The 23419-nt window shown below is 56.4% G+C and carries 23 protein-coding genes; 9 read left to right on the forward strand and 14 right to left on the reverse strand.

What is annotated here, in order from left to right; translation table 11 throughout:
• Positions 1-48 precede the first annotated feature (48 nt).
• The 3 genes from WFM49_RS01900 (at position 49) to WFM49_RS01910 (ending at position 2977) form a co-directional block, all read left to right on the forward strand.
• On the forward strand, positions 49-924 hold the full coding sequence (locus WFM49_RS01900; protein WP_336971380.1) for an NAD(P)-dependent oxidoreductase: 876 nt from the start codon (positions 49-51) through the stop codon (positions 922-924).
• 78 nt (positions 925-1002) lie between these two features.
• Entirely contained in the window at positions 1003-2457 is a 1455-nt protein-coding gene (locus tag WFM49_RS01905) for a YdgA family protein (protein ID WP_009456455.1), read from the forward strand.
• A 142-nt stretch (positions 2458-2599) separates the two neighbouring features.
• Positions 2600-2977, forward strand: coding sequence for a hypothetical protein (locus WFM49_RS01910; RefSeq protein WP_009456454.1), 378 nt, complete (start codon positions 2600-2602; stop codon positions 2975-2977).
• Between the two features lie 7 nt (positions 2978-2984).
• Here the strand turns inward: WFM49_RS01910 and WFM49_RS01915 are convergent, their stop codons facing one another.
• The 10 genes from WFM49_RS01915 to WFM49_RS01960 form a co-directional block, all read right to left on the reverse strand.
• Positions 2985-3755: a MipA/OmpV family protein gene (locus WFM49_RS01915; protein ID WP_009456452.1), complete on the reverse strand. Its 771-nt coding sequence runs from the start codon at positions 3753-3755 to the stop codon at positions 2985-2987.
• Positions 3756-3886: 131 nt separating this feature from the next.
• Positions 3887-4189, reverse strand: coding sequence for a DsrE family protein (locus WFM49_RS01920; protein WP_009456361.1), 303 nt, complete (start codon positions 4187-4189; stop codon positions 3887-3889).
• 21 nt (positions 4190-4210) lie between these two features.
• Positions 4211-4984 carry a thiol:disulfide interchange protein DsbG gene (dsbG, locus tag WFM49_RS01925; protein WP_336971385.1) on the reverse strand — a complete coding sequence of 258 codons (774 nt, stop codon included), beginning with the start codon at positions 4982-4984 and terminating at the stop codon, positions 4211-4213.
• Positions 4985-5134: 150 nt separating this feature from the next.
• Positions 5135-5746, reverse strand: a complete 612-nt coding sequence (locus WFM49_RS01930; protein ID WP_336971387.1) for a Maf family protein — start codon at positions 5744-5746, stop codon at positions 5135-5137.
• 24 nt (positions 5747-5770) lie between these two features.
• On the reverse strand, positions 5771-6241 hold the full coding sequence (gene rlmH / locus WFM49_RS01935; RefSeq protein ID WP_009456141.1) for a 23S rRNA (pseudouridine(1915)-N(3))-methyltransferase RlmH: 471 nt from the start codon (positions 6239-6241) through the stop codon (positions 5771-5773).
• A 73-nt stretch (positions 6242-6314) separates the two neighbouring features.
• The gene (gene rsfS, locus WFM49_RS01940; protein ID WP_009456142.1) at positions 6315-6719 is read right to left on the reverse strand and encodes a ribosome silencing factor; all 405 of its coding nucleotides are present in this window, start codon (positions 6717-6719) and stop codon (positions 6315-6317) included.
• 8 nt (positions 6720-6727) lie between these two features.
• Complete coding sequence (nadD, locus tag WFM49_RS01945) at positions 6728-7345, reverse strand: nicotinate (nicotinamide) nucleotide adenylyltransferase (RefSeq protein WP_009456143.1); 618 nt, start codon at positions 7343-7345, stop codon at positions 6728-6730.
• Positions 7336-8241 carry an oxygen-dependent coproporphyrinogen oxidase gene (gene hemF, locus WFM49_RS01950; protein ID WP_022983308.1) on the reverse strand — a complete coding sequence of 302 codons (906 nt, stop codon included), beginning with the start codon at positions 8239-8241 and terminating at the stop codon, positions 7336-7338. Before hemF ends, nadD begins: the two co-directional genes overlap by 10 nt.
• 21 nt (positions 8242-8262) lie before the next feature.
• Positions 8263-9552, reverse strand: coding sequence for a phosphoribosylamine--glycine ligase (gene purD / locus WFM49_RS01955; protein WP_022983309.1), 1290 nt, complete (start codon positions 9550-9552; stop codon positions 8263-8265).
• A gap of 47 nt (positions 9553-9599) precedes the next feature.
• A complete protein-coding gene (locus WFM49_RS01960; protein WP_026483044.1) occupies positions 9600-10331 on the reverse strand; it encodes a YebC/PmpR family DNA-binding transcriptional regulator in 732 nt (243 codons plus the stop codon).
• Positions 10332-10470: 139 nt separating this feature from the next.
• Between WFM49_RS01960 and WFM49_RS01965 the strand changes: the two genes are divergently transcribed.
• The 3 genes from WFM49_RS01965 to WFM49_RS01975 all read left to right on the forward strand — a co-directional run bounded on the left by WFM49_RS01965 (position 10471) and on the right by WFM49_RS01975 (position 14110).
• The gene (locus WFM49_RS01965; RefSeq protein ID WP_250755898.1) at positions 10471-11973 is read left to right on the forward strand and encodes a helicase HerA-like domain-containing protein; all 1503 of its coding nucleotides are present in this window, start codon (positions 10471-10473) and stop codon (positions 11971-11973) included.
• Entirely contained in the window at positions 11973-12911 is a 939-nt protein-coding gene (locus WFM49_RS01970) for a 2-hydroxyacid dehydrogenase (RefSeq protein ID WP_336971393.1), read from the forward strand. Before WFM49_RS01965 ends, WFM49_RS01970 begins: the two co-directional genes overlap by 1 nt.
• A 128-nt stretch (positions 12912-13039) precedes the next feature.
• Positions 13040-14110, forward strand: a complete 1071-nt coding sequence (locus WFM49_RS01975; protein ID WP_009456162.1) for a tartrate dehydrogenase — start codon at positions 13040-13042, stop codon at positions 14108-14110.
• Positions 14111-14114: 4 nt separating this feature from the next.
• Here WFM49_RS01975 and WFM49_RS01980 read toward each other — a convergent pair whose 3' ends face one another.
• Positions 14115-14975 carry a DMT family transporter gene (locus tag WFM49_RS01980; RefSeq protein ID WP_115633896.1) on the reverse strand — a complete coding sequence of 287 codons (861 nt, stop codon included), beginning with the start codon at positions 14973-14975 and terminating at the stop codon, positions 14115-14117.
• Positions 14976-15122: 147 nt separating this feature from the next.
• Here WFM49_RS01980 and WFM49_RS01985 point away from each other — a divergent pair, with 147 nt between their 5' ends.
• Complete coding sequence (locus tag WFM49_RS01985; protein WP_336971396.1) at positions 15123-16109, forward strand: quinone oxidoreductase family protein; 987 nt, start codon at positions 15123-15125, stop codon at positions 16107-16109.
• A gap of 254 nt (positions 16110-16363) precedes the next feature.
• Here the strand turns inward: WFM49_RS01985 and WFM49_RS01990 are convergent, their stop codons facing one another.
• Together WFM49_RS01990 and pepN are read right to left on the reverse strand one after the other, a co-directional pair.
• The gene (locus tag WFM49_RS01990; RefSeq protein WP_009456167.1) at positions 16364-17389 is read right to left on the reverse strand and encodes a class 1 fructose-bisphosphatase; all 1026 of its coding nucleotides are present in this window, start codon (positions 17387-17389) and stop codon (positions 16364-16366) included.
• A complete protein-coding gene (pepN, locus tag WFM49_RS01995) occupies positions 17386-20064 on the reverse strand; it encodes an aminopeptidase N (RefSeq protein WP_336971399.1) in 2679 nt (892 codons plus the stop codon). The genes WFM49_RS01990 and pepN overlap by 4 nt, the downstream gene beginning before the upstream one ends.
• A gap of 163 nt (positions 20065-20227) precedes the next feature.
• Between pepN and WFM49_RS02000 the strand changes: the two genes are divergently transcribed.
• Positions 20228-20875 (forward strand): DUF4136 domain-containing protein, encoded by a 648-nt coding sequence (locus WFM49_RS02000; RefSeq protein ID WP_026483038.1) that lies wholly within the window; start codon positions 20228-20230, stop codon positions 20873-20875.
• Positions 20876-20970: 95 nt separating this feature from the next.
• Here WFM49_RS02000 and WFM49_RS02005 read toward each other — a convergent pair whose 3' ends face one another.
• Positions 20971-21318: an H-NS histone family protein gene (locus WFM49_RS02005; protein ID WP_009456182.1), complete on the reverse strand. Its 348-nt coding sequence runs from the start codon at positions 21316-21318 to the stop codon at positions 20971-20973.
• Between the two features lie 528 nt (positions 21319-21846).
• Here WFM49_RS02005 and tldD point away from each other — a divergent pair.
• A complete protein-coding gene (gene tldD / locus WFM49_RS02010) occupies positions 21847-23307 on the forward strand; it encodes a metalloprotease TldD (RefSeq protein ID WP_060186908.1) in 1461 nt (486 codons plus the stop codon).
• Positions 23308-23419 lie beyond the last annotated feature (112 nt).

Genomic DNA, 23419 nt, shown 5'->3' on the forward strand with positions numbered 1-23419 from the left:
GCCCCGCTTCAATTGGCTGGATGATGTTGGGGGCGTAAAGGACGAGACATGAATATTGGTTTTTGTGGTTTGGGCCGTATGGGTCAGCCTATGGTGCACCGCTTGTTGAAGGCCGGTCATCAGGTTCGTATCTGGAATCGTTCCAAAGACAAGGGGCAAGCCCTGATCGAAGCCGGTGCCCACTGGTGCGATACCCCGGCGCAAATGGCCGAGCAGTGCGAAGCCGTTTTCCTGTGTGTCTTCGATGCACAGGCGGTGCACGACACGGTCCTGGGCGAGCAGGGCCTGGCGTCGATACAGGGAGCCTTGCGGATTGTGGTGGACCATTCCTCGATTCCTCCACAGGCCACACGCGAGATGGCTGCCCAATTGCAGCAACGTTGCGGGGCTCATTGGCTGGATGCTCCGGTATCCGGTGGTGTGGGCGGAGCAGAACAAGGCACGCTGGCCATCATGGTGGGCGGGCAGGCGGCGCAGCTGGATCGTATTCGTCCGGTGCTGGCCGCGTATTCGCAGCGCGTCACCTTGATGGGGGCGGTAGGGGCCGGCCAAGTAACAAAGTTATGCAATCAGACCATTGTGGCCACCACCTTGACCGCTATCGCCGAGGCCTTGAGCCTGGCCAATGACAATGGCGTGGACGCCTCCAAAATCAGTGAGGCCCTGGGGGGCGGTTGGGCCGATTCGGTTTTGCTGCAATTGTTCGTGCCGCGCATGACTACGCCCGACAATCAAGTAAAAGCGTCGGTCGATACCATGTTGAAGGATTTGAATACCGTGGCGGAGCTGGCCAGTGCCAGTCACACCAGCATGCCAGTGGCTCATGCAGCCCAGCAAACCTATCGTGCGGCCCATCGTTTGGGCTTGGGCGCAGACGATGTCGCTCGCATTACACATGTGAATAGTTACAATTACGGGGAATAAACTACCATCAGTCAAACTTAGTTTCGGTATTATGTCGGCTATTTGAAGTTGGGACTGTAGGTCTACAAAAGGGAAGTCATGAAGAAAAGTACAGGGCTGGTCACACTGGTTGTCGTGTTAGCGGCCGCATACGGCGGTTCGACCTGGTACACCGGTAAGAAAACTGAAGCGCTGGTGGGTGAGAAAGTGGCCCAGTTCAACACCCTGGCTGCCGAGCAGATGCAGCAAATGGGCATGAGCGAGTCGGTCGTCATGAACGTGGTGGACTACCAACGTGGCGTATTTTCCTCTACTGCTCGTTACACCATCACCATCAAGCCTTCCGACGCTGAAGAGAAGCCTCTGGAGCTGACTTTTGATGACAAGATCAGCCATGGCCCGCTGCCTATGTCGGCAATGGCTCTGGGCAACTTCACCCCTGTTGCCGCCTTGTCGCACAGCACTCTGGTCAAGACCAAAGACACCGAAGGCTGGTACAAGCTGACGGGCGACAAGACCCCTTTGTGGGCGGACAGCCTGGTCGGTTTTGACGGTGCCGTGGACTCCAATGTGCATTTTGAAGCCATCAAGCACCAAGGCGACGAAGTCAAAGTGGACTTCAGCGGTGGTCAATTGCGCACCAAAGCCGGTGGCAAGAGCAAAGATATTGTTGTGACCGGCAGCTTCCCCAAGCTGTTTGTTGACGACATCAGCGCAGATCCCTTGAAGCTTGAGGCCTCCAACTTCGTGGTGGACTTCAAGCAAGACGGTGACATCAATGTCAGCGGCACCCAGGTCGGCAAGCTGAGCGTTGATGACGTCAAGATGCAATCTGCCGAGACCGATGGCATTACCTTCAAGCAGATCGCCATCAATTCCGATGCGGTCACCAAAGACTCCGTCAGTGATACCAAGGTTGTTTACGCGCTGACTGATCTGGTGTTTGAAGACAAGGTCAAGCTGGGTTCGGTTGAGCTGTCGATGAACTTTGACCGCGTTTACGCACCTGCAATCTCCGCTCTGTCCAAGCTGATTTCCGATTCCAATCTGCAAAACGATATGGATTCGGTAGATGGCCCAACGGCTCAGAAGATGATGGAACTGGTGCTGCAGGCGCTGGAGCACAAGCCTGTGCTGCGTGTTGAGCCTCTGCGTTGGTACACCGCCGCTGGCGAGTCCAAAGCCACGCTGCGCATGGACTTCCAAAAGCCCAATGCGACCTTGCAAGAGCTGCAAACCAGCCCTGAAATGTGGATCGAAGCCATTCCTGCTGCTCAGCTGGATGTTTTGATTTCCAAGCCCATGCTGCGTGGCCTGGCTGCCGAGATGGACAAGGCTGAAGGCCTGTCGCCTGAAGAAGGCAATGCTGCCATGCTGGACATGATTCTGGATGCGGCTGTCGCTCCCTACGCCGAATCCAATATGGTCAAGAATGACGAGAACGGCATTTCCACGACCATCAAGTACGAGGGCAAGGATCGCGTGTTCGACATCAACGGTCAGCGTTTCACTTCCGAGCAATTGCTTGGTCTGGTCCTGATGGGCATGATGTAATTCGTCTGGGCCTGGTCCAGCGTAAAGCCCACCGAAGTTCGGTGGGCTTTTTTTTACTGCCGGGCCGTCCCAGGGTGGAGCGCAAGCCGAAGGCGCAGCGTGGGGGCCTTTTTTATTTAATCAGCGAAGGGAGCCAGATTTTATGGCCAGCTTATCGGATCAGCTGTCTCGGCTGGTGTACAGCACAGAACAAGGGCGTATGTGTCCTGATTGCGGGCAGCCACAAAAGCAATGTCGTTGCGAGGAAAATCGGCGCGAGCAAAGCCTGTCTCAGGCTCAGGGGCCGGTGCGCTTGAGTCTGGAAACCAAGGGGCGAAAAGGGAAGGGAGTGACCGTGGTCACGGGCCTGGTGATGCCCGAGGAGCAGCTCAAGGCGCTGGTCAAGGAACTGAAGAACGCCTGTGGAGCGGGCGGGACGCTGAAAGAGGGAACGCTGGAGATTCAGGGCGATCATCGAGCCGTTGTGCAGGCACGCCTGGAGCACAACGGCTTGACGGTCAAGCGGGTCGGCAGACCCTGACAGGAATTTAGAAGCTGTAGCCCAAGCCTACGCCACCAAAGACGCTGCTTTTCTTCTCGACCAGCGGGCTGTCTTTGGCCTCTTCACCCAAGGTGTTCACGCCTAGCAGACCTTGCAGGGACCAGCTTTCGCTGATCTTGTGGGTGTACTGGCCGTACAAGGCATAAGAGCGCAAACCAGCGTCAGGGCGGTAGGTGCGCAGTTGTCCATTGCTGCCAGCGGCTTCATGCGACTTCACGCCAAAGTAGGTGCGCATGGCTTTTTCGTTGGACCATTTCAATTCGGCACCCAGCGAGAAGCTGCTGTCCTGATCATTCCAGAGGCGGTAGCTCAAATCCAGAACGGCCGTGGCGCCATAACCGCTTTTCAGTGCCTGGTAGTAGCTGCCTTCAATCTTGGCATTGCCCAGTTGGTAAGCAGTAAATACACCCAGATTGCCGTGACGATCAATATCATCAGTTCCGTACAGGCGGTCGGCATCACCGGATTTACGGGCACGGGCCAGAGCGGCGTAAGTACCGATAGTCCAGTTGTCTGTCAGATTGGTTTGCAGACCGATGGCAGGCATGCCTGCTTTGGGGGCCAGGAAAAAATGGCCGTTACGGTGCGAGAGCAGAGGGTAGAAACGGCCGTCGTAGCTGTCAGCCCCTTCGTACTTGGGGGCAAAACCAACACCGACACCCACGGTAGTTTGCTGTGCAAGTGCCTGGCTGGTTCCTAAAGCACATAAAGCCAGTAAAAGGCAGGGACGCAGAGCAGAACGGACGAGGGTGGGCATGACAGATTCCTTGTGATACGGGTAAAAACAGGCCCGCTTGTCGCGAGCTTAGCTATCGTATCAAGGTTTGGGTGGGGGCAGGCAGAATCATGACCGGCCAGTATGGTCTGTTGTTCTGGCCCTACACCCCATCAGGCTCGAATGTAAATCCAGTTTTCCGCCTGCAGTTTCACCAGGGCAGTGATGGCCCCTTGCTCCAAGGTTTGGAAGCGTTCTGGCGCACTGAGGGACTGATTGCGCAGCGTGTTGGGGCACAGGTAGGTGTAGGCGTCGCAATCGTGTTCCGCGCCTTCTACGCAAGCTTTAACGGCCTGCGCATTGGCGATGATGCGAATCTGGGCATCCGGTATGTCCTTGAGCAAGTTGCGCGCATTGCTGCGGGCGCGCTCCAGGGCATGAACGGTGGGGGCATGCAAGAGAACACGAGTGCTCATGAATAAACGTCCTGCTTGAAATTAGCGTGGGCCAAAAACGCGTTCGGTAATATCGGGTGAAGCGCCGGTCTGCATTTGAATGCGACCTTGCTCATCCTGCCAGACCATGGCGGGGGTGGCACGCAAATCCCAGCCCATCATCAGATCTTCATTGCGGGTCAGATCGGCTTCAATATCACTGGGCACGCTGTCCAGGCCTTTCACTCCGGCGCTGCGATCTTTCAGCATGGCCAACGAGTGCTCGTTCAAGGCCTTTGTGGGATCCTTGGCAGCCAGGATGGCAGCCGATTTCAGGCTGCTGCTGGGGGCCAGAATGCCCACCATGACGTGGCGCAGCTGTACTTTGCCGGACTCAACCCAGGGGCGAGCCATTTGCCAGAACTGCATGCAGTAAGGGCAATTCGGGTCGGTAAACACGTAGACCACGCGTGGGGCCTTGTCGTCGCCATCCTTGATCCAGCGGGATTTTTCCAGTTTGCCCAGCATGTCCTTGGCAATGGCGGGTTGCACCAGTTCGTCCAGACCGGCCGGGCGTACCTCTTCACCCTTGGCATCGATCATGGTGCCCACCATCATGTGCTGCCCGTCGGGCAGGTTATAGATGGCCAATGCGCGATTCCCGCTATACGCACCCCAGGCTTTCAGACCACCGGGAGCATCAAATTCGCCCACAATGGATAGCCCTTGCTCTTCCAGGGCCTTCAGGGCAGCGGGGCGGTCGGCGGCTTGGACGACGGTGCTGACGCACAGTAAACCGGCCAAGGCAAGACGGATCGAAAAAGAGGAAAGCGGCATGGTGGTTAATCCTGCAAAACAGTCGGTGAATGTATATATCCAGAAAATATATACTAAGATCAAAATTGAATAAAAGAATGGGACTAGGCCTTGCCTGGATAGTTCCCCATTCCTGTTCTGATCAGGTTGTTTCTCTGCATTAGCCGGTCTTTAAGCGCGGATCTTCAGATTGGCCAGTTCCAGCAAGCGGTAGGTTTCGTGAACAGGCAAGCCCATTACGCCGGTATAGCTGCCACTCAAGTGGCTGATAAAGGCACCGCCCAGACCTTGAATGCCATAGGCTCCCGCTTTACCCATAGGCTCGCCGCTGGCGCAGTATTCCGCAATTTCTTGTTCGTTCAGAGTTTTGAAGCTGACTTCGCTGATGCTGATACTTTCAAACTCCACACCACCTACGCCCAGGGATAAGGCGGTCATCACTTTGTGACGGCGGCCCGAGAGCTCGCGCAAGATACGTGCGGCATCGGCCAGATCAGAAGGTTTGCCAAATATGGTCTCGTCCATGCAGACCGTGGTGTCGGCACTCAAAATAGCGCGCTCCTGATCCAGACTGCTGTACTGTGCCCGCCATTCCAGGGCGCGCAGCAGCTTGTCGCGAGCCGTGCGACGGACATAATCCAGCACCGCTTCCTGTTCCAGACGCGGTTCATCCTCGCCCGGAGGGCTGGGCACATGCAGGACTTCATGAGTGATCTGGATGCTGTTGAGCAGATCGTGGCGACGTGGACTGGCTGAGGCCAGATAAATGGGCTGAAAAGGCATAAGAAACCAGGACTAAAAGAAGGTTCAGGCGCGGTGGTAAGGATGCCCGGTCATGACGGACCAGGCGCGATACAGTTGCTCGGCCAGAAAGATACGTACCAAGGGGTGGGGCAGGGTCAGGGAGGACAGACGCAACATGCCGTGGCAGCTTTGCTTGAGTGCCGCATCCAGTCCGTCCGGGCCACCGACCAGAATGGCAATATCCTGACCGCTGCTGCGCCAACGCTCCAGCTCCTGAGCCAGCTTGACGGTGGTCAGGTCCTTGCCGCGTTCGTCCAGGGCGATGCGCATCGCCTGGGCGGGAATGGCCGCTTCAATGCGTTTGGCCTCGGCCTGCATCATCTGGGCAGGCGTCTTGCCGCTGGTACGGGGTTCGGCCTTGATTTCGCGCAGTTCTATGGCGCAGTCCTGGGGCATGCGGCGAGCATATTCCTGCCAGCCTTGTTCCACCCAGTCGGGCATGCGCTGACCTACCGCGATGACAATGAGTTTCATGGAATGTCGTAAAAGAAAAAAGGCCGCATCGTAAGCTGCGGCCCGGGTATTGCCGACAGGACAGTGGAAGGGCTTAGTCTTCGTCTTCGTCGGCGCTGGCGAAAAAGCCAGCCGGTGGAACCTGGCGCGATTGCGGCAGCAGTTCCACTTCGACAGGGCGTTCGCCCCAAAGTTCTTCCAGGTTGTAGTACTGGCGGATGGCCGGCTGCATGCAATGCACCACGATGTCACCCAAATCCAGCAACACCCATTCGCCGGTGTCCTCGCCTTCATGGGCCAGGACTTCGACCTTGTTTTGGCGTGCCTTGTCAAACACGCTCTGGGCCAGAGCGCGGGTTTGCCGGTTGGAAGTACCACTGGCAATGACCACACGATCGAACAGGCCGGTCATGTGGGTAGTGCTAAAGACCTTGATGTCTTGAGCTTTGACGTCCTCGAGGGCATCGATGACGAGTCGTTGAAGTGTTTCTATATTCATAAAAAGAACTATACAGGGCGCGCCTGTGGGTGGGAAAGATAGAGCCGTTTTTTGTCAATGTATTGAGCGACTTCTTCCGGGACCAGGGCGGTGATGTTGTCACCGCGCTGCACTCGCTCCCGAATCTGGGTGGCCGAGATGTCCATGGGCAGAAAGTCAATCTGATGCAAACGGCGCTGAAGTCGACTCAGTTCCTGCTGCAAGGCGACGGGCGTCTCCAAAGGACTGCCGGGGCGCTGGGCAACAGCCAGTTCGACGTATTCAAGAATTTCTTGCCAGTCGTTCCAGCTGCAAAAATTATGCAGTTGGTCGCTGCCTAAAATCCAGTAGTAGCGCGACCCGGCGGGCAAGCTGCGCACCGTGTCGATGGTGTAGGTTGGGCCACCGCGCTCGATCTCTACGGGGTTGACCTGCAAGCCCGGATGGCTTTGGGCGGCCAGCTCGGCCATGACCAAACGATCCTGGGTGCTGGCACCCAAGGCGTCGCGTTGCCAGGGCTGGGCAGCGGGCAGCAACTGAACCTGGTCCAGCTGCAGCTGGTCGAACGCGGCAAGCGCCAGCGCCACATGAGCTTTATGGATGGGGTCGAAACTGCCACCCAGGAGCCCGACACGCTTTAAATCCATTCGCGAGGCACCAGGTATTGCGCCAGGGCCGCTTCTGGTGTGCCGGGTTCGGGCGACCAGTTGTAGCGCCAGCTCGCCTGGGGTGGCATGGACAACAGGATGGATTCCGTACGGCCACCCGATTGCAGGCCAAACAGGGTGCCACGGTCAAAGACCAGATTGAATTCGACATAGCGGCCGCGACGAATGGCCTGGAAGTCTCGATGCGCCTGGGTGTATTCCTGATCCATGCGGGCACGCACGATAGGTGCATAGGCATCGGTAAAGGAATTGCCCACGGAGCGGGTCAGGGCAAAGCTGGCTTCAAAGCCGGGCTCGTTCAGGTCGTCGTAGAAAATGCCGCCAATGCCACGGGTCTCGTTGCGGTGCTTCAGATAAAAATATTCGTCGCACCAGCGCTTGTAGCGCGGGTAGTAATCCGCACCGTGCGGCGCCAGAGCATCGTGGCACACCTGGTGGAAATGGCGGGCATCGTCTTCGTGCAGGTAGTAGGGCGTCAAGTCCAGACCGCCACCAAACCAGAACACATCCTCTTGATCCGCTGTCTGGGCCTGGGCCACAAACATGCGCACATTCATGTGCGTGGTGGGTACAAAGGGATTGCGCGGGTGAATCACCAGTGAAACACCCATGGCCTCCCAAGGGCGTCCGGCCAGTTCAGGGCGGTGGGCGCTGGCCGATGGAGGCAGGGTGTGGCCTTTGACATGGCTGAACAGAACGGCAGCCCGTTCAAAAACAGGGCCGTTCTCCAGCAGGCGGGACAGACCGCCACCGCCTTCTGGACGATCCCACTGGTCCGACTCGAAAGGCGTGCCATCCAGCTGCTCCAGAGTGTCCACGATGTGGCTTTGCAACTGACGGAAATAAGCCTGGACGGTATCAATGGGTAAAGACATGAAAAGACCTTGCTGCGACAATCAGGATTCACTGCTGGGCAGAGCGCGCCAGCCGATATCGGTGCGAAATTGCTTGCCGTCGAAATGCGTTTGGGAAATGGCCTCGTAAGCGGCTTCCTGAGCGCGACGGATGGAGTCGGCCATGGCGGTGACACACAGTACCCGACCACCCGTGGTGACCACGGTGCCGTCTTTCATTTGCGTACCTGCATGGAAGGTGATGCACTCGTCGGTGTCTTTCGCAAATTGCGTGATGGCATCACCAGTACGAGGCTCTTCGGGGTAGTTGGCCGCGGCCAGTACCACGCCAATGGCAGTACGACGATCCCATTCGATAGTGGCCTCGTCCAACTTGCCAGCCAGAGCCAGTTCGAAGGTTTCGGTCAGATCGCTCTTGATGCGCATCATGATGGGCTGGGTTTCAGGGTCGCCCATGCGGCAGTTGAATTCCAGCACCTTGATGGGGCGGGTAGCGTCCGGGCCATCGTCAATCATCACGCCCGCGTACAGAAAGCCGGAGTAGGGCAAGCCTTCCTTGGCCATGCCTTGCATGGTGGGGTGAATGACTTCGCGCATGATTCGGTTATGCAGCGTGGGGCTGACGATAGGGGCGGGGGAGTAAGCACCCATGCCGCCTGTGTTCGGGCCCTGGTCGCCGTCTTTCAGGCGTTTGTGGTCCTGGCTGGTAGCCATGGGCAGCACATTCTTGCCGTCGCACATCACGATGAAACTGGCTTCTTCGCCGGTCAGGCATTCTTCCACGACCACGCGGGCACCGGCGGCACCAAAGCGACCATCACCCAGAATGTCGTCAATGGCGCCCAATGCTTCTTCCAGCGTGGTGGCCACAATCACGCCCTTGCCAGCGGCCAGGCCATCGGCCTTGACCACAATGGGAGCGCCTTGCTGACGGATGTAATCCTTGGCGGCGTCCGGATCGGTAAAGGTCGCGTAGGCCGCCGTCGGGATGTTGTGGCGCACCATGAAGGCTTTGGCATAGTCCTTGGAGCTTTCCAGCTGCGCGGCAGCCTGGGTGGGACCAAAGATTTTCAGACCGGCCGCACGGAAGGCGTCCACAATGCCGGCGGCCAGCGGTGCTTCCGGGCCGACGACAGTGAAGGCAATTTTTTCTTGCTTCACAAAGGCAATCAGTTCCTGGATATCGGTGATGGCCAGGTTTTCAATACGTTCGGCACGCGCGGTACCGCCATTGCCCGGGGCAACGTAGACAGTCTGCACGCGTGCAGATTGGGCCAGGCGCCATGCCAAGGCGTGTTCACGGCCGCCGCTGCCGACAACAAGTAGCTTCATAGTGATGAGTCGGGCAGGGCCCGCAAAGAGGAGTTTTCAGAAATAGCTTATTCGGCTTCGTCCATGACGGCGGTGGTGTAGACCTCTTGAACATCGTCCAGGCCTTCCAGTGCGTCCAGAAGTTTTTGCATCTTGACGGCATCGTCGCCGCTCAGTTCCGTTTCGTTCAGGGCTTTCATGACCACGCCTTCCACTTCAGGCGTCAGGCCAGCGGCCTGGAACGCGGCTTGCACAGCCGGGTAGTCCGTAGGAGCGCACAGCACTTCGATCAGGCCTTCTTCGTCGGTCACGATATCGTCGGCACCAGCTTCCAGGCCGATTTCCATAATCGTGTCTTCCGAAGTGCCCGGAGCGAACAGAAACTGACCGCAGTGGCGGAATTGAAACACGACCGAGCCGTCCAGACCCAGATTGCCGCCATTTTTTGTAAAGGCGTGACGCACATCCGAGACCGTACGCTGACGGTTGTCGGTCATGCAGTCCACAATCACGGCCGCGCCGTTAATACCGTAGCCCTCGTAGCGAATTTCTTCGTAGTTGGCATCGTCCGCGCCGCCTGCGCCGCGCTGGATGGCGCGCAGAATGTTGTCTTTGGGCATATTGGCAGCGGTTGCCTTGTCCCAGGCCATGCGCAAACGTGGGTTGGACTCGGGGTCAGGGCCGCCGGCACGTGCGGCCACGGTGACCTCACGAATGATCTTGGTCCAAAGTTTGCCCCGTTTTGCGTCTTGACGACCTTTACGGTGCTGAATATTCGCCCATTTACTATGTCCGGCCATAAAGTATTACCAATTCAGTAGACTACGTTCAAAGAAAAACAGATCTATTTTAACCTGTCTGCGCGACAAGGCCCGAGCTTGGGCGAAAGTCGCTAGAATCTAGGCACTTGGCATTCTATCCGGAAGAGAACAAACAATCATGGCTGATCCAATTTTGCTTGCTCAGAATAGCGATACTCCCATTTACCTGTTGCCTGCGCTGGCCAATCGGCATGGTTGTATTACGGGGGCTACCGGGACGGGGAAGACCGTCACCTTGCAGGTTTTGGCCGAAGCCTTTTCCCGCCTGGGAACGCCGGTTTTTCTGGCCGACGCCAAAGGCGATTTGAGTGGAATTTCTCAAGCCGCCCAGCCTAATCCGAAATTGCAGGAGCGCCTGCAAAAGCTGAGCCTGCCCGAGCCAGCCTGGGGGGCGAACCCGGTCACCTTCTGGGATATTTTTGGCGAGCAGGGTCATCCGGTCCGGGCCACGATTTCCGACATGGGGCCTTTGCTGCTGTCCCAGATTCTGGAGTTGAACGATACCCAGGAAGGGATTCTCAATATCGTCTTTCGTCTGGCAGACGACGAGGGCCAGTTGATTCTGGACCTGAAAGATTTGCGCGCCGTGCTGCAAGACGTATCGGACCGTGCTGCCGAGCTGCGCAATCAGTATGGCAATATTGCGGCAGCCAGTGTGGGGGCAATCCAACGCGCCTTGCTGCGCCTGGAAACGCAGGGGGCGGATCGCTTCTTTGGTGAGCCAGCGCTGGATGTGATGGACTGGATTCGTACCGACTCGGCCGGGCGCGGCATGATCAATGTGCTGGCAGCCGACAAGCTGATGCAGTCCCCCCGCTTGTATGCGGTCTTCCTGCTGTGGATGCTGGCCGATCTGTACGAGCGCCTGCCGGAAGTGGGCGATCTGGACAAACCGCGTCTGGTTTTCTTCTTTGACGAAGCCCACTTATTGTTTACAGGTGCACCAAAGGCCTTGCTGGAAAAAGTCGAGCAGGTTGTGCGTCTGATCCGCTCCAAAGGTGTGGGTATTTATTTCGTGACACAAAACCCGCTGGATATTCCCGATACCGTTCTGGGTCAGCTGGGTAATCGAGTACAGCACGCCTTGCGCGCCTTTACACCGCGTGATCAGAAAGCCGTCAAGACAGCAGCGCAAACCATGCGCCCCAATCCCGGTCTGGATATTGAAGCGGCCATTACCGAATTGGGTGTGGGCGAGGCCCTGGTGTCCATGCTGGATGCCAAGGGGATTCCCACGCCTACCGAGCGTGCCTGGCTGGTGGCTCCGGGTAGCCGCATTGGCCCTGCTACCGATGCGGAGCGGCAAACGGTACGACAGGCGTCCTTGTTTGGCTTGAAGTACGACCAGGCAATTGACCGCGAATCCGCCTACGAGGTGCTGGCCAAAAAAGCGGCTGATGCGGCTGCCAATGGTGCCGCGGGTGCCACGCAGCCGGGAGCGGCGGCAGGCAAGGACGAAGGCCTGATGGGTGTCGTCAATGACTTTCTGTTTGGATCAACCGGGCCGCGTGGTGGCAAGAAGGACGGCTTGGTGCAAAGCATGATCAAAACCGAGACCAAACGGGCTGCCACCAAAGTGCTGCGTGGGGTATTGGGTTCTTTATTTGGAGGTAAACGTTAATGCCCACGCAACTGCCTCATTTAATTGTTGCCACCACAAGGCCATCAGAAACAACACGTTGGGCGGATGAATTCCGCAAAGCCTATCCCGATTGGAAAGTTGATGAGTTTGTAGCGGGTCAGCCCAGCACCGGGGCGACCTACGCCATCGTCTGGCAGCCGGATGCGGCCTTGTTCAAGCAAGAACCCCATTTGCGCGCCACCTTCAATCTGGGGGCGGGCGTGGATGCCGTCGCAGGGACCATCCCGGCCGAGATGCCTTTGTACCGCTTGGAAGATGCGGGCATGGCCGAGCAAATGGCCGAATATGCCTTGTATGGCGTGCTGCGTGCGGTAGGCCGTTTTCAGCCCTACGAGGAACAGGCGCGTGAAGGAAAGTGGAAAGCCTACCGTCCGATCGACCGCCGCCAGTGGCCAGTCGCTGTGCTGGGGCTGGGCGCGATTGGCAGCAAGATTGCCAAGGTCATCGCCAGTCTGGGCTATCCCGTACATGGCTGGTCGCGTCGTCTGCACGAAGCGGACTTCCCTTGCTATACCGGTGAAAAGGGCCTGAAAGAGTGCGTCTCTGCCAGCCGTATCCTGGTCAACGCCTTGCCACTGACTCCGCAAACAGAAGGTTTGATCAACCGCGACGTATTGTCGAATTTGCAGCCTGGTGGCTATTTGATTAACGTCGCTCGCGGTGGCCACTTGGTCGATGCCGATGTGCTGGATGCTCTGAAGAGCGGTCATCTGTCAGGCGCTTTGCTGGATGCCTTTACCCAGGAGCCGTTGCCAGCCGATCATCCGTATTGGGGTATTCCTTCTGTGATGGTTACGCCTCATATTTCGGGTATCACCGTTCGTGAATTGGCATTGGAGCAAATTGGCTCGCGCATCGAGCTTTTGCAGCAAGGCAAGCCTGCGACTGGTCGGGTGAATCACAGTCAGGGCTATTAATCCTTAACCGATTTGGACTGGCCTGCCGGCACCGTGGAAGCTGGCAGGCTAATTGCTGTTTTGTGAACAGAGCAGCGTCTTTTCAGAATAAGGCCGTGGAGGCCATGTAAAACCACAAGGAAAGAGGAATGAGTAAAGTTCATCGTATTGCCGTGATCGCAGGAGATGGGATCGGCAAGGAAGTCATGCCTGAAGGGCTGCGTATTCTGGAAGTGGCCGCTCGCCGTCACGCCATCAATTTTGATTGGAAAGTTCTGGACTGGAGCTCGGACTACTACCAGAAGCACGGCACCATGATGCCTTCGGACTGGAAAGCCCAATTAATGGATACCGAGGCCATTTTCTTTGGCGCCATGGGCTGGCCTGATCTGGTTCCCGACCACGTTTCGCTGTGGGAATCTCTGTTCAAGTTCCGTCGTGAATTTGATCAATACATCAACTTGCGTCCTGTGCGTTTGATGCCTGGTGTGCGTTCGCCACTGGCAGGTCGTGAGCCCGGTGATATCGATTTCTTTATCGTGCGCGAGAACACCGAAGGTGAATACTCCAATAGCGGCGGCATCATGTTTGAGGGCACGCAGCGCGAAGTGGTGATTCAGGAAAGTGTCTTTACCCGCACGGGTACGGACCGAGTCTTGAAGTTCGCTTTTGAACTGGCTAAAAAACGCGGTAAACACGTGACTGCTGCGACCAAGTCCAACGGTATTTCGATTTCCATGCCCTGGTGGGATTCCCGCGTGGCCGCCATGGGCGAGCAATACCCGGATGTAAAGTGGGACAAGTATCACATCGATATTCTGTGTGCACACTTTGTGCAGCACCCGGACTGGTTTGATGTTGTTGTAGCTTCCAACCTGTTTGGCGATATCTTGTCCGATCTGGGCCCGGCATGTACCGGCACCATCGGCATTGCACCCTCGGCCAACCTGAACCCCGAACGCGTATTCCCCTCCTTGTTTGAGCCCGTGCACGGCTCGGCACCGGATATTTATGGCAAGGGCATTGCCAACCCGGTCGGTCAGATCTGGAGTGGTGCCTTGATGCTGGATTTCCTGGGCTACCCCCAGGCAGCCGCCGAAGTAGTGCAAGCCATTGAGCAGGTTCTGGCCAATGGCCCACGTACCCCTGATTTGGGTGGTCAGGCCAGCACAACACAAGTAGGCGAGGCTATCGCCCAAGTGTTGGAAGCGATGGCCTAAGCCATCAGTTGGACTTGGGTGGGCGCAAGCCTGCCCAAGTGATGGCTCCAATCATGATGGCGCCACCCAGCAGCGCACGGCTGCTGGGGTATTGAGCGAAAAGCAGCGCCGCAAAAGCGATGGCGTAGACAGGCTCCAAGGCGATCACAATCCCGGCACTGCGGGCATTCAAAACGCTTAGCGCAGAGACCAGCAGGTAATGCGACAAGGCCGTACAAAATACCCCCAGCAGTGCAATCCATACCCAGTCCACCAGCGTGCTGTCGCCCAGCAGCGGTATGGCAAAAGGCCAGCACATCAGGGCGACAAACAGGTTTTCCCACCAGGCCACTTGCTGTGCCGACAAGTGCTTGGCTGCGCGTCGGTTGATGAGGGTGAACATGGCGAAAGTAAAGCCGGAGGCAATGGCCCAGGCCAGGCCAATGGTGGATTGATCCTGGAAATCAAAAGAGGGGGTCACCAGCAACAAGCCCACGGTGACCAAGGCCAGAATGATCCACTCCGATACGGTAACGCGCTCGCGCAGTACGGCCCATTCACACAAGGTAATAAAGGCCGGGAAGCTGGCAAAGCCCAAGGTGGCAATGGCCACGCCGCCCACTTTAACGGCCACAAAAAAAGTGGCCCAGTGAATGGCCAGCATGATGGAGGCCATTAGCAGGGTGCGAAAGTCCGCTGCTTTCATGCCCTGACCTAAACCGCGCCCTTGAGAGCGAATGCTGATAAACAAGGCCAGGACTGCAAAGCTGGCTCGGCCCGCGGTGATCAGCATGGCGCCGACCTGAATGAGCTCACCAAAAATGCCAGTCAGTCCGAACAGAACGGCGGCCACATGAATGGCAGCCAGAGCACGTCCATGCGTCATGGAAAGCGATCCGAAAAAAAGGAGTCAATTTAGGCTATTCTGGTGTTTTATATCAGCCAGTGATAGGGCTAGTGGGTCGGGCAGGCAATAAGAGCAAGGCATTATTCTAAGACATTGCTAGGGGCCCCTCATCAAAGGAGTAAAACAATGACGCAGACGGTTAAGGCGATACGGATTGAGCGTAATGGTGGCCCGGAGGTATTGCAGTGGGCTTCGGTAGAGCTGCCCGTTCCTCAGGAGAAGGAAGTCACCATACGCCAAAAAGCAGTGGGCTTGAACTTTATCGACATTTATTTCCGTAATGGCCTCTACAGCAATCCCTTGCCGCATGGTTTGGGTTTTGAAGCGTCCGGCATTGTGGAAGCAGTCGGTTCGGGTGTCACGCATCTGAAAGTGGGTGACCGTGTTGCCTACGGTCAAAGCCCGCTGGGTGCGTATGCCGAGGCCCGTAATGTGCCTGCTGATCGTGTGGTACGCATTCCTGATGGCGTCACTTTTGAGCAGGCGGCGGCCATGATGCTCAAAGGTTTGACGTGCTGGTATTTGCTGCGCCAGACCTATCGCGTGCATGAAGGCCAGACGATTCTGTTTCATGCCGCTGCGGGTGGCGTGGGCTTGTACGCCTGCCAATGGGCACGTGCTTTGGGCGTGAAGTTGATCGGTACGGTGTCCAGTCCCGAGAAAGCCGCTTTGGCGAAAGAGAACGGTGCGTGGGAAGTGATTGATTACTCCCACGAAGACGTGGTGCAGCGCGTGCTGGAACTGACCAATGGCCAGAAAGTACCTGTCGTATATGACGGCGTGGGCAAGGATACCTGGGAGCGCTCGCTGGATTGCTTGCAGCCGCGTGGCCTGATGGTCAGCTTTGGCAATGCCTCCGGCCCGGTAACCGGTGTGAATCTGGCGACGCTGGCATCGAAGGGCTCCTTGTATGTGACCCGTCCTGTGCTGGGGGCTTATGTGCCTACACAGGAAACCATGCAAGATGCCGCTGACGAAATGTTCGAGCTGGTGCTGCAAGGCAAGATCAAGCCGCTGATCGGTCAGCGTTTCCCGCTGGATCAGGTTGCCAAGGCCCATGAGGAATTGGCAGGGCGTCGTACCACGGGCTCGACGGTGTTGACGCTGGATTAAGGCGGATTATCGGGTAAGAAGGGGGACGAACAGCTAGCCCTTGCTCAGCGCTGCGCTTGATATAACAGGTGTAAGTCAGGCATCCACTCTTCTGGCGTTGCTTGTTTTTCCTGATGTCCCGATTTGCATGTCAGGTATTTTGAAAGCCCGATAAGCACGCAGCCCCAATAGTTCTACTTATAAAAAATGGCCTCCTTAGCGGAGGCCATTTTTATTTAGCAGTGCGGCAGCCGCTGAGATTCAGCGGACAGGAATCAGCCTTGCTCGTGGTACTGACGCACGCGCTCGACTTCATTGCGCGAACCCAGAATCACGCCAATGCGCTGGTGCAGCTCGGTAGGTTGCACGTCCAGAATACGCTGTGTACCGTCAATCGACATGCCACCGGCCTGCTCGACCAGGAAGCTCATGGGGTTGGCTTCGTACATCAAACGCAGCTTGCCCTTGCGACCGGAGGCACGGGCATCGCGCGGGTACATGAAGATACCGCCACGGGTCAGGATGCGGTGTACATCGGCCACCATGGAGGCGATCCAGCGCATATTGTAGTTTTTGCCCAGTGGGCCGTCCGGGCCAGCCAGGCAGTCGTCGATATAGCGTTTTACCGGGGCTTCCCAGTGACGCATATTGGACATATTGATGGCGAACTCGGAGGTGTCCTCGGGGATGGTGATGCGCTCGGTGGTCAGCACCCAGGAGCCCATTTCCTTGTCCAGAGTGAAGGCGGCGACGCCGTCACCGACAGTCAGGACCAGCATGGTTTGCGGGCCGTAAATGGCATAGCCGGCGGCAACCTGACGCACGCCGGGTTGCAGGAAGTCTTGCTCTTCGATGACGCGATCACGTGCTTCAGGTGGGACGCTCAGGACCGAGAAGATCGTGCCGATGGACACGTTCACGTCAATATTGGACGAGCCATCCAGCGGATCGAACAAGAGCAGGTTTTCGCCCTTGGGGTAGTAATCGGGAATGCGGTGCAGGGTATCCATTTCCTCGGAGGCCATGGCCGCCAGGTTACCGCCCCATTCATTGGCTTCCAGCAGGATTTCGTTGGACAGCACATCCAGCTTTTTCTGAACTTCGCCCTGGACATTCTCGGAGTCCAGAGAACCCAGAACGCCGCCCAGCGCTCCTTTGCTGACGGCATGGCCAATGGCCTTGCATGCGCGAGCCACTGTTTCCAGCAGCAGGCGCACGTCGGCGGTGACCGTTTTCTTCTGGCGCTGTTGCTCCACCAGATACTGAGTAAGGTTTTTCTTCAAGACAGACTCCGAGGTCAAAGAGTTAATGCTTTATGTACGATTTCGGCCACATTACCCGACAGGCCAGGTTCGGCCTGAATACGCTCCAGCGCTGCCTTGAGCAGGTCGCGGGCTTCGGGTTCAAAGCGGGCCCAGTTATCAAACACACGGGCCAGACGGGCAGAGATTTCCGGGTTGAGCTTGTCCAGGGCAATGACTTGCTCAGCCCAGAAGGCATAGCCTTCCGGCGTGTGTACAGCCTGCATATTATTCATGCAGAACTGGAAAATCAGAGAGCGGGCGCGGTTGGGATTGCGCATCGAGAAAGCGGGATGCAGCATCAGGGCGCGCACCTGGGCAACTTGCGTGCTGGGGGCGGTGGCCTGCAAGCTGAACCAGCGGTCCAGCACCAGAGGATTGTCCTGCCAGCGCTGGAAAAAGTCATCCAGGCCGTCTTGACGATCCTCTGGGTCACCGTAATTCACCAGAGCGCTCAAGGCACCCATGCGATCAGTCATATTGGTGGCCTGATCGTATTGATTGCGTGCCAACTGCGGGCCGGTATTTACACCGGCAACCAGCAGGTAATTCAGGGCCAGATTGCGCAAGGAGCGCTGGCCAGCCTGCAAGGCGTCGGGGCTGTACGGGGCTTGTTCCAGGCTCAGGTACTGATACAGTTCCTGCCAGTAGGGAGTCAGGGCCAGGCCCAGCTCACGTTGCAGCTGACGACGGGCCTGAACCACGGCGCGCGGGGTCATGGGCTTGGTTTGTTCCAGCAATTCGCGCTCGCTGGGCAGGGACAGGATGCGCGCCTTGTAAGCAGGGCTCAAGGCCGGGTCTTGGACCAGCGCATGCCAGGTTTGCACCACGGTCGCCAATTGTGCGGCCGACGGTGTGCGTCCCGATGCCGAGGACAAGATCAGACGGGTCGCTAGCAGTTGAGCCGCTTCCCAACGTGCAAATGGATCCGTGTCGTGACGGGCCAGCAAAGCCAGCTCGGAATCCGGACGGTAGTAGTCCACCCGCACAGGCGCAGAGAAATTGCGCAACAAGGATAGGACGGGCGCCTCAGGAATCTGCGTGAAGGTCCAGCTTTGTTCGGCTTGCGTGAAATCCAGTACCAGCGTATCGCCTTGCTGACCATCCAGGTGCAGGGTCAGTGGTGCGCCTTGCTGATCCAGCATGCCCAAGGCAAAGGGGATGTGCAAAGGTGGCTTGGGTGTGGATTTGTTTTCGATCCCGGCGGGCGCATTGCTTTGACGCAGGGTCAGCGTAGCGGTTTGAGTGGCAGGGTCGTGCTGCAGGCTGACCTGAACGCGTGGTGTTCCCGCTTGCTGATACCAGCGGCGGAACTGTTCCAGGCTTTGGCCGGGTTTGACCTGGCGATACACGCTGTCCATGCTGTCCACGAAATCGTCGCAAGTGACTGCCTGGCCGTCATGGCGCTTGAAGTACTCACGAATACCAGCCTGGAAGTTTTCTTCACCCAGCAAGGTGTGCTGCATGCGAATGACTTCCGCACCTTTCTCGTAAATTGTGGCGGTGTAAAAGTTGCTGATTTCCTGATAGCTCTCGGGGCGGATGGGGTGAGCCATTGGGCCGGCATCTTCAGGGAACTGGGCCGCGCGCAGGACGCTGACATCATCAATGCGTTTGACGGCGCGGGCGCTGGCGGCTTGAGCGCCGTCCAGCCCTTGAGCCAGCATGTCAGCCGAAAACTCCTGATCGCGGAAAACTGTCAGACCTTCTTTCAGGGAAAGCTGGAACCAGTCGCGGCAAGTGACGCGGTTGCCGGTCCAGTTATGGAAGTACTCATGGCCAATAACTGCTTCCACGGCGTGAAAGGACGCATCGGTAGTGCTTTGTGCATCGGCCAGCACGTAGGCGGCATTAAAGATGTTCAGGCCCTTGTTTTCCATCGCGCCCATATTGAAGTCGCGAGCGGCCACAATCATGAAGCGGTCCAGATCCAGTTCCAGCCCAAAACGTTGTTCATCCCAGCGTACCGAATGTTCCAGGCATTCCATGGCCCATTCTGTTTTATCGCCGTCACCACGATCGCAATAAACCTGCAATAGGGCAGGCTGGCCATTGGCTTTTTTGATTTCGCGCTCGCGCACATCAAAGTCGCCAGCAACCAGTGCAAATAAATAAGAAGGCTTTGGAAATGGGTCTTCCCAAATGGCCTGGCTGCGTCCATCGTCCAGCGTAGTGCTTTCCAGCAAATTGCCGTTGGACAGCAGATAAGGGTAGAGCTTGGCATCGCCGCGCAGGACCACTTCATAACGGGACATCACATCAGGACGGTCCGGGAAGAAGGTAATACGACGAAAGCCCTGGGCTTCACATTGGGTAAACAGGTTCTGGCCCGAGACATACAAGCCCATCAGCATGGTGTTGTCTTGGGGGCGGCAACGGCTTACCAGCACCAGATCACATTCTGCGGTCTGGGGCGAGAGCGTCAGGCCCTGTTCATCAAGCTGGTAATCCTGGGCGGTCAGGGCGACCCCGTTGAGGCTGACTTCAAGCAGTTCAATGTCTTCGCCGTCCAGTACCAGGGGGCGGATCTGGCCGTCCCGGCTGCTGGCTCGAAAAGCCAGACGAACCAAGGTTTGCTCGGCCGCCAAATCAAATTCCAGCCGTACCTTATCTATTTGATAAGGGTAGGGCTGGTAATCGTGGCGGGAGATCGTAGGTAAGGTGTCTGTGCGCATGTGATCCTGGTCCGACAATCGAAAAAGATGGTCTATTGTAATGTTGTTTGAACGCCCACACTGGACGCCAGAAACAGGCAGTAAACTAATTGTTCGTCGGCGCTACGGCGCTGCCATTAATCGGGCTTGAACGTGCAAGCGAAAAACAAGCAAGGGTGAAACTATGACGTTATTTTCTGAAGGGTTTTCCTGGCGCGCCCTACGCCTGATGAGCCTGGTATTGGCGGTTTTGACCACGGCTTGCGCTGCGCCTAGCTGGTCCGCCAAATTGACGCGTTATCAGCAATGGCCCACGGCGACCAGTGGCGATACCTATTACATCAAGTCCTCGCCGGACAAAAGCAGTAGTCTGCAATACCAGTCTTTTGCAGATTCTGTACGGGCTTCTATTGGTGTGACCGGACTGGTGCAAGCAGCGGATCTGAAGTCTGCGCGTTTTGTGGTGCAAATGGATTATGGCAATCCGCAAGAACAAAGCTGGGTGCCTCAATTTGCAGATAGTTTTTATGGTCCATCGGCGTGGGGAATCGGGCGCGGCTATTATGCGCCAAATGATGGTTGGGGCGGAGGTTTCTTTTATTCTCCGAATGTAGTGAATGTTCCTGTCACTGTGTATAAAAATTATCTAAATGTAATCATTACAGATAATCAAAACTCGGGCGCAGAAGTGTATCGCGCCACCGCCGTGTCTTATAGCCATTCCGACAACCTGGACCAGCAGATGCCGTTTTTGTCCCAGGCCATATTTGATGGTTTCCCGGGTAATAATGGACAAGTGATTGATATCCGATATCCATTAGCTCGGGATTGAGTCGCCAGAACCCCGGCATTATGTAGGGGATTTATATCAATAAGAAAGGGACCGCTTTTTCAAGCGGTCCCTTTCTTTTGTTTGGTTCCCAAAACTTATTTGATAAGGAACTCTTCACGGCTGCGACCATTGGCTTCAGCATCGATAATCCAGCGTGGTGGGCGGCCACGGCCCGTCCAGGTGTCCTGGGTGCCGGGGTGGCGGTATTTTGGAGGCAGGCTGGTTTTAGGGCCGTTGGAACCAGCACCAGCGCCGCGGCGGGCGGAATTTTCCAGCGCTTCAGCGACTTCTTCAATCGTGATCTCGTTATCTTGCATGGACTTGACGATAGACGCGATGACAGGACGACGCTGTTTGACTCGAAGGGATTTCATCTGCTTTTGCAGACGCAGAATCTCTTTTTCTATCTTTTGCTTCGCGGAGCTGTAAGTTTCGACTGACATATGGGATTCCTGTTTCATGATTGTAGTTATCTGATAAACCCTGCCTGTACAAGCTCGTGTTTATCATGCGAAAACAGTGTACTTTGATTTTCTTGAAAAGATAAGTGGTTTGGATAAAAAATAAACGCTTAATCAAAAAGGTGTTTGGTTTTTGTAATTATTTAAGGTCATTAGACAATTCAATGGCTCTTGATTATTTAATCTAATCAGGGGTTATCATGAATTTGAATGGGTTCATATCAAAACCATATAGGTGGGTTTCTAATTAGGAAGATTTTAAAATAGTTTTAATTCCGTATCAGAAAATGTCGTAATTGGAATTTTTGAACCTATTAGTTCAACAGGCTGATTCATGGTTCTGAAAGCCAGGAAACTGCCCGATCAGTACGTCGGCATCGCATACGGGGGCACATTCTGTTTTAATGCTCAGATGGACGGAAGCCAAGTTGATGTCAGCACGTCTTTTGGTACCCATTTTCGTCCCTTGCAGCCATGGGTTTGCCGGGGATCTGTCAGTAGGAATAAACGATGAAGTTAGTTGATCCGGCTATCAATGCCCTGGAATGCGCCCGTGGACTGTTGCTTGAGCCCTGGGGCTTGAATGAAAGCCATTTGTCCGGCGCGCTCGGTGAGATCTTCACCCATCAGGCTGACTATGCCGACCTGTATTTTCAGTACACCCGCAGCGAAGGCTGGGCGCTGGACGAAGGAATCGTCAAAAGCGGCAGCTTTTCCATTGAGCAGGGCGTGGGTGTGCGCGCATTAAGTGGCGAGAAAACCGCCTTTGCCTATTCGGATTCCCTCAGCCCCGAGGCTTTGCTGTCTTCGGCCCGCGTGGTGCGCTCGATTGCCCGCCAGGGCGGTTCAGGCAAAAGCGGCATTTTGGTGCCAGCCGACATGCAGCGCCCCACCTTGTATACGGGCACAGACCCTATTGCCAGCCTGCCTGCTCCTGAGAAAGTAGCCCTGTTGGGGCGACTGGATGCCTTGGCTCGTGCAGCGGACCCGCGCGTGGTGCAGGTCATGGCCAGTCTGGGTGCGGAATACGATGTCGTGCTGGTAGCTGGTAGCGATGGTCGTCTGGCCGCCGATGTACGCCCCTTGGTGCATTTGTCCTTGTCGGTCATTGTTGAACAAAATGGCCGCCGTGAACGCGGCTCGGCGGCAGGTGGTGGACGGGTTGATCTGTCCTACTTCTCCGACGATATGTTGCGCAGCTACGTGGATAAGGCCGTGCGTTCGGCCATGACGAATCTGGAAGCCAAACCCGCACCTGCCGGTCAGATGACGGTGGTTCTGGGCCCAGGTTGGCCAGGGGTCATGCTGCACGAAGCCGTAGGCCACGGTTTGGAAGGGGACTTTAACCGTCGTGGCAGCAGCCTGTTCTCGGGTCGTATTGGCCAGCGCGTGGCGTCCAAGGGCGTGACCGTCATTGACGATGGCACCCTGGAAAACCGCCGTGGCTCCTTGAATATGGATGATGAGGGCAATGCCACACAACGTACCGTCTTGATTGAAGACGGTATTTTGAAAGGCTATTTGCAAGACACTCATAATGCGCGTCTGATGGGCGCTGCCATTACGGGCAACGGTCGACGCGAGTCCTACGCCAGCCTTCCTTTGCCACGCATGACCAACACCTTTATGTTGGGTGGCGATAAAGACCCCCAGGAAATTATTGCCTCGGTTAAAAAGGGTTTATATGCCGTAGACTTCGGTGGCGGCCAGGTCGATATTACTAGCGGTAAGTTTGTTTTCTCGGCCTCGGAAGCCTGGGTGATTGAAAACGGCAAACTGATGTATCCCGTCAAAGGCGCCACTTTGATTGGTAGCGGCCCCGATGCCATGAACCAAATCAGCATGATCGGTAATGACATGCAGTTGGATTCAGGAGTGGGGACTTGCGGTAAAGAAGGTCAAAGCGTTCCGGTTGGAGTCGGTATTCCTACCGTGCGGATGGAAAATCTGACCGTAGGTGGAACCGCCTGATTTAATTTGCTGGCTAATCAAAATAGATGAAAAGAACCGCCCCCCTTAATTCAAGGTTGGGCGGTTTTTTTATGCTGTTTTTATTGCAGTGCAGCAAATAGAATTTAATTTT

The sequence above is a fragment of the Alcaligenes sp. PF14 genome, from assembly GCF_037150615.1.
Taxonomy (GTDB): Bacteria; Pseudomonadota; Gammaproteobacteria; order Burkholderiales; family Burkholderiaceae_B; genus Alcaligenes; species Alcaligenes phenolicus.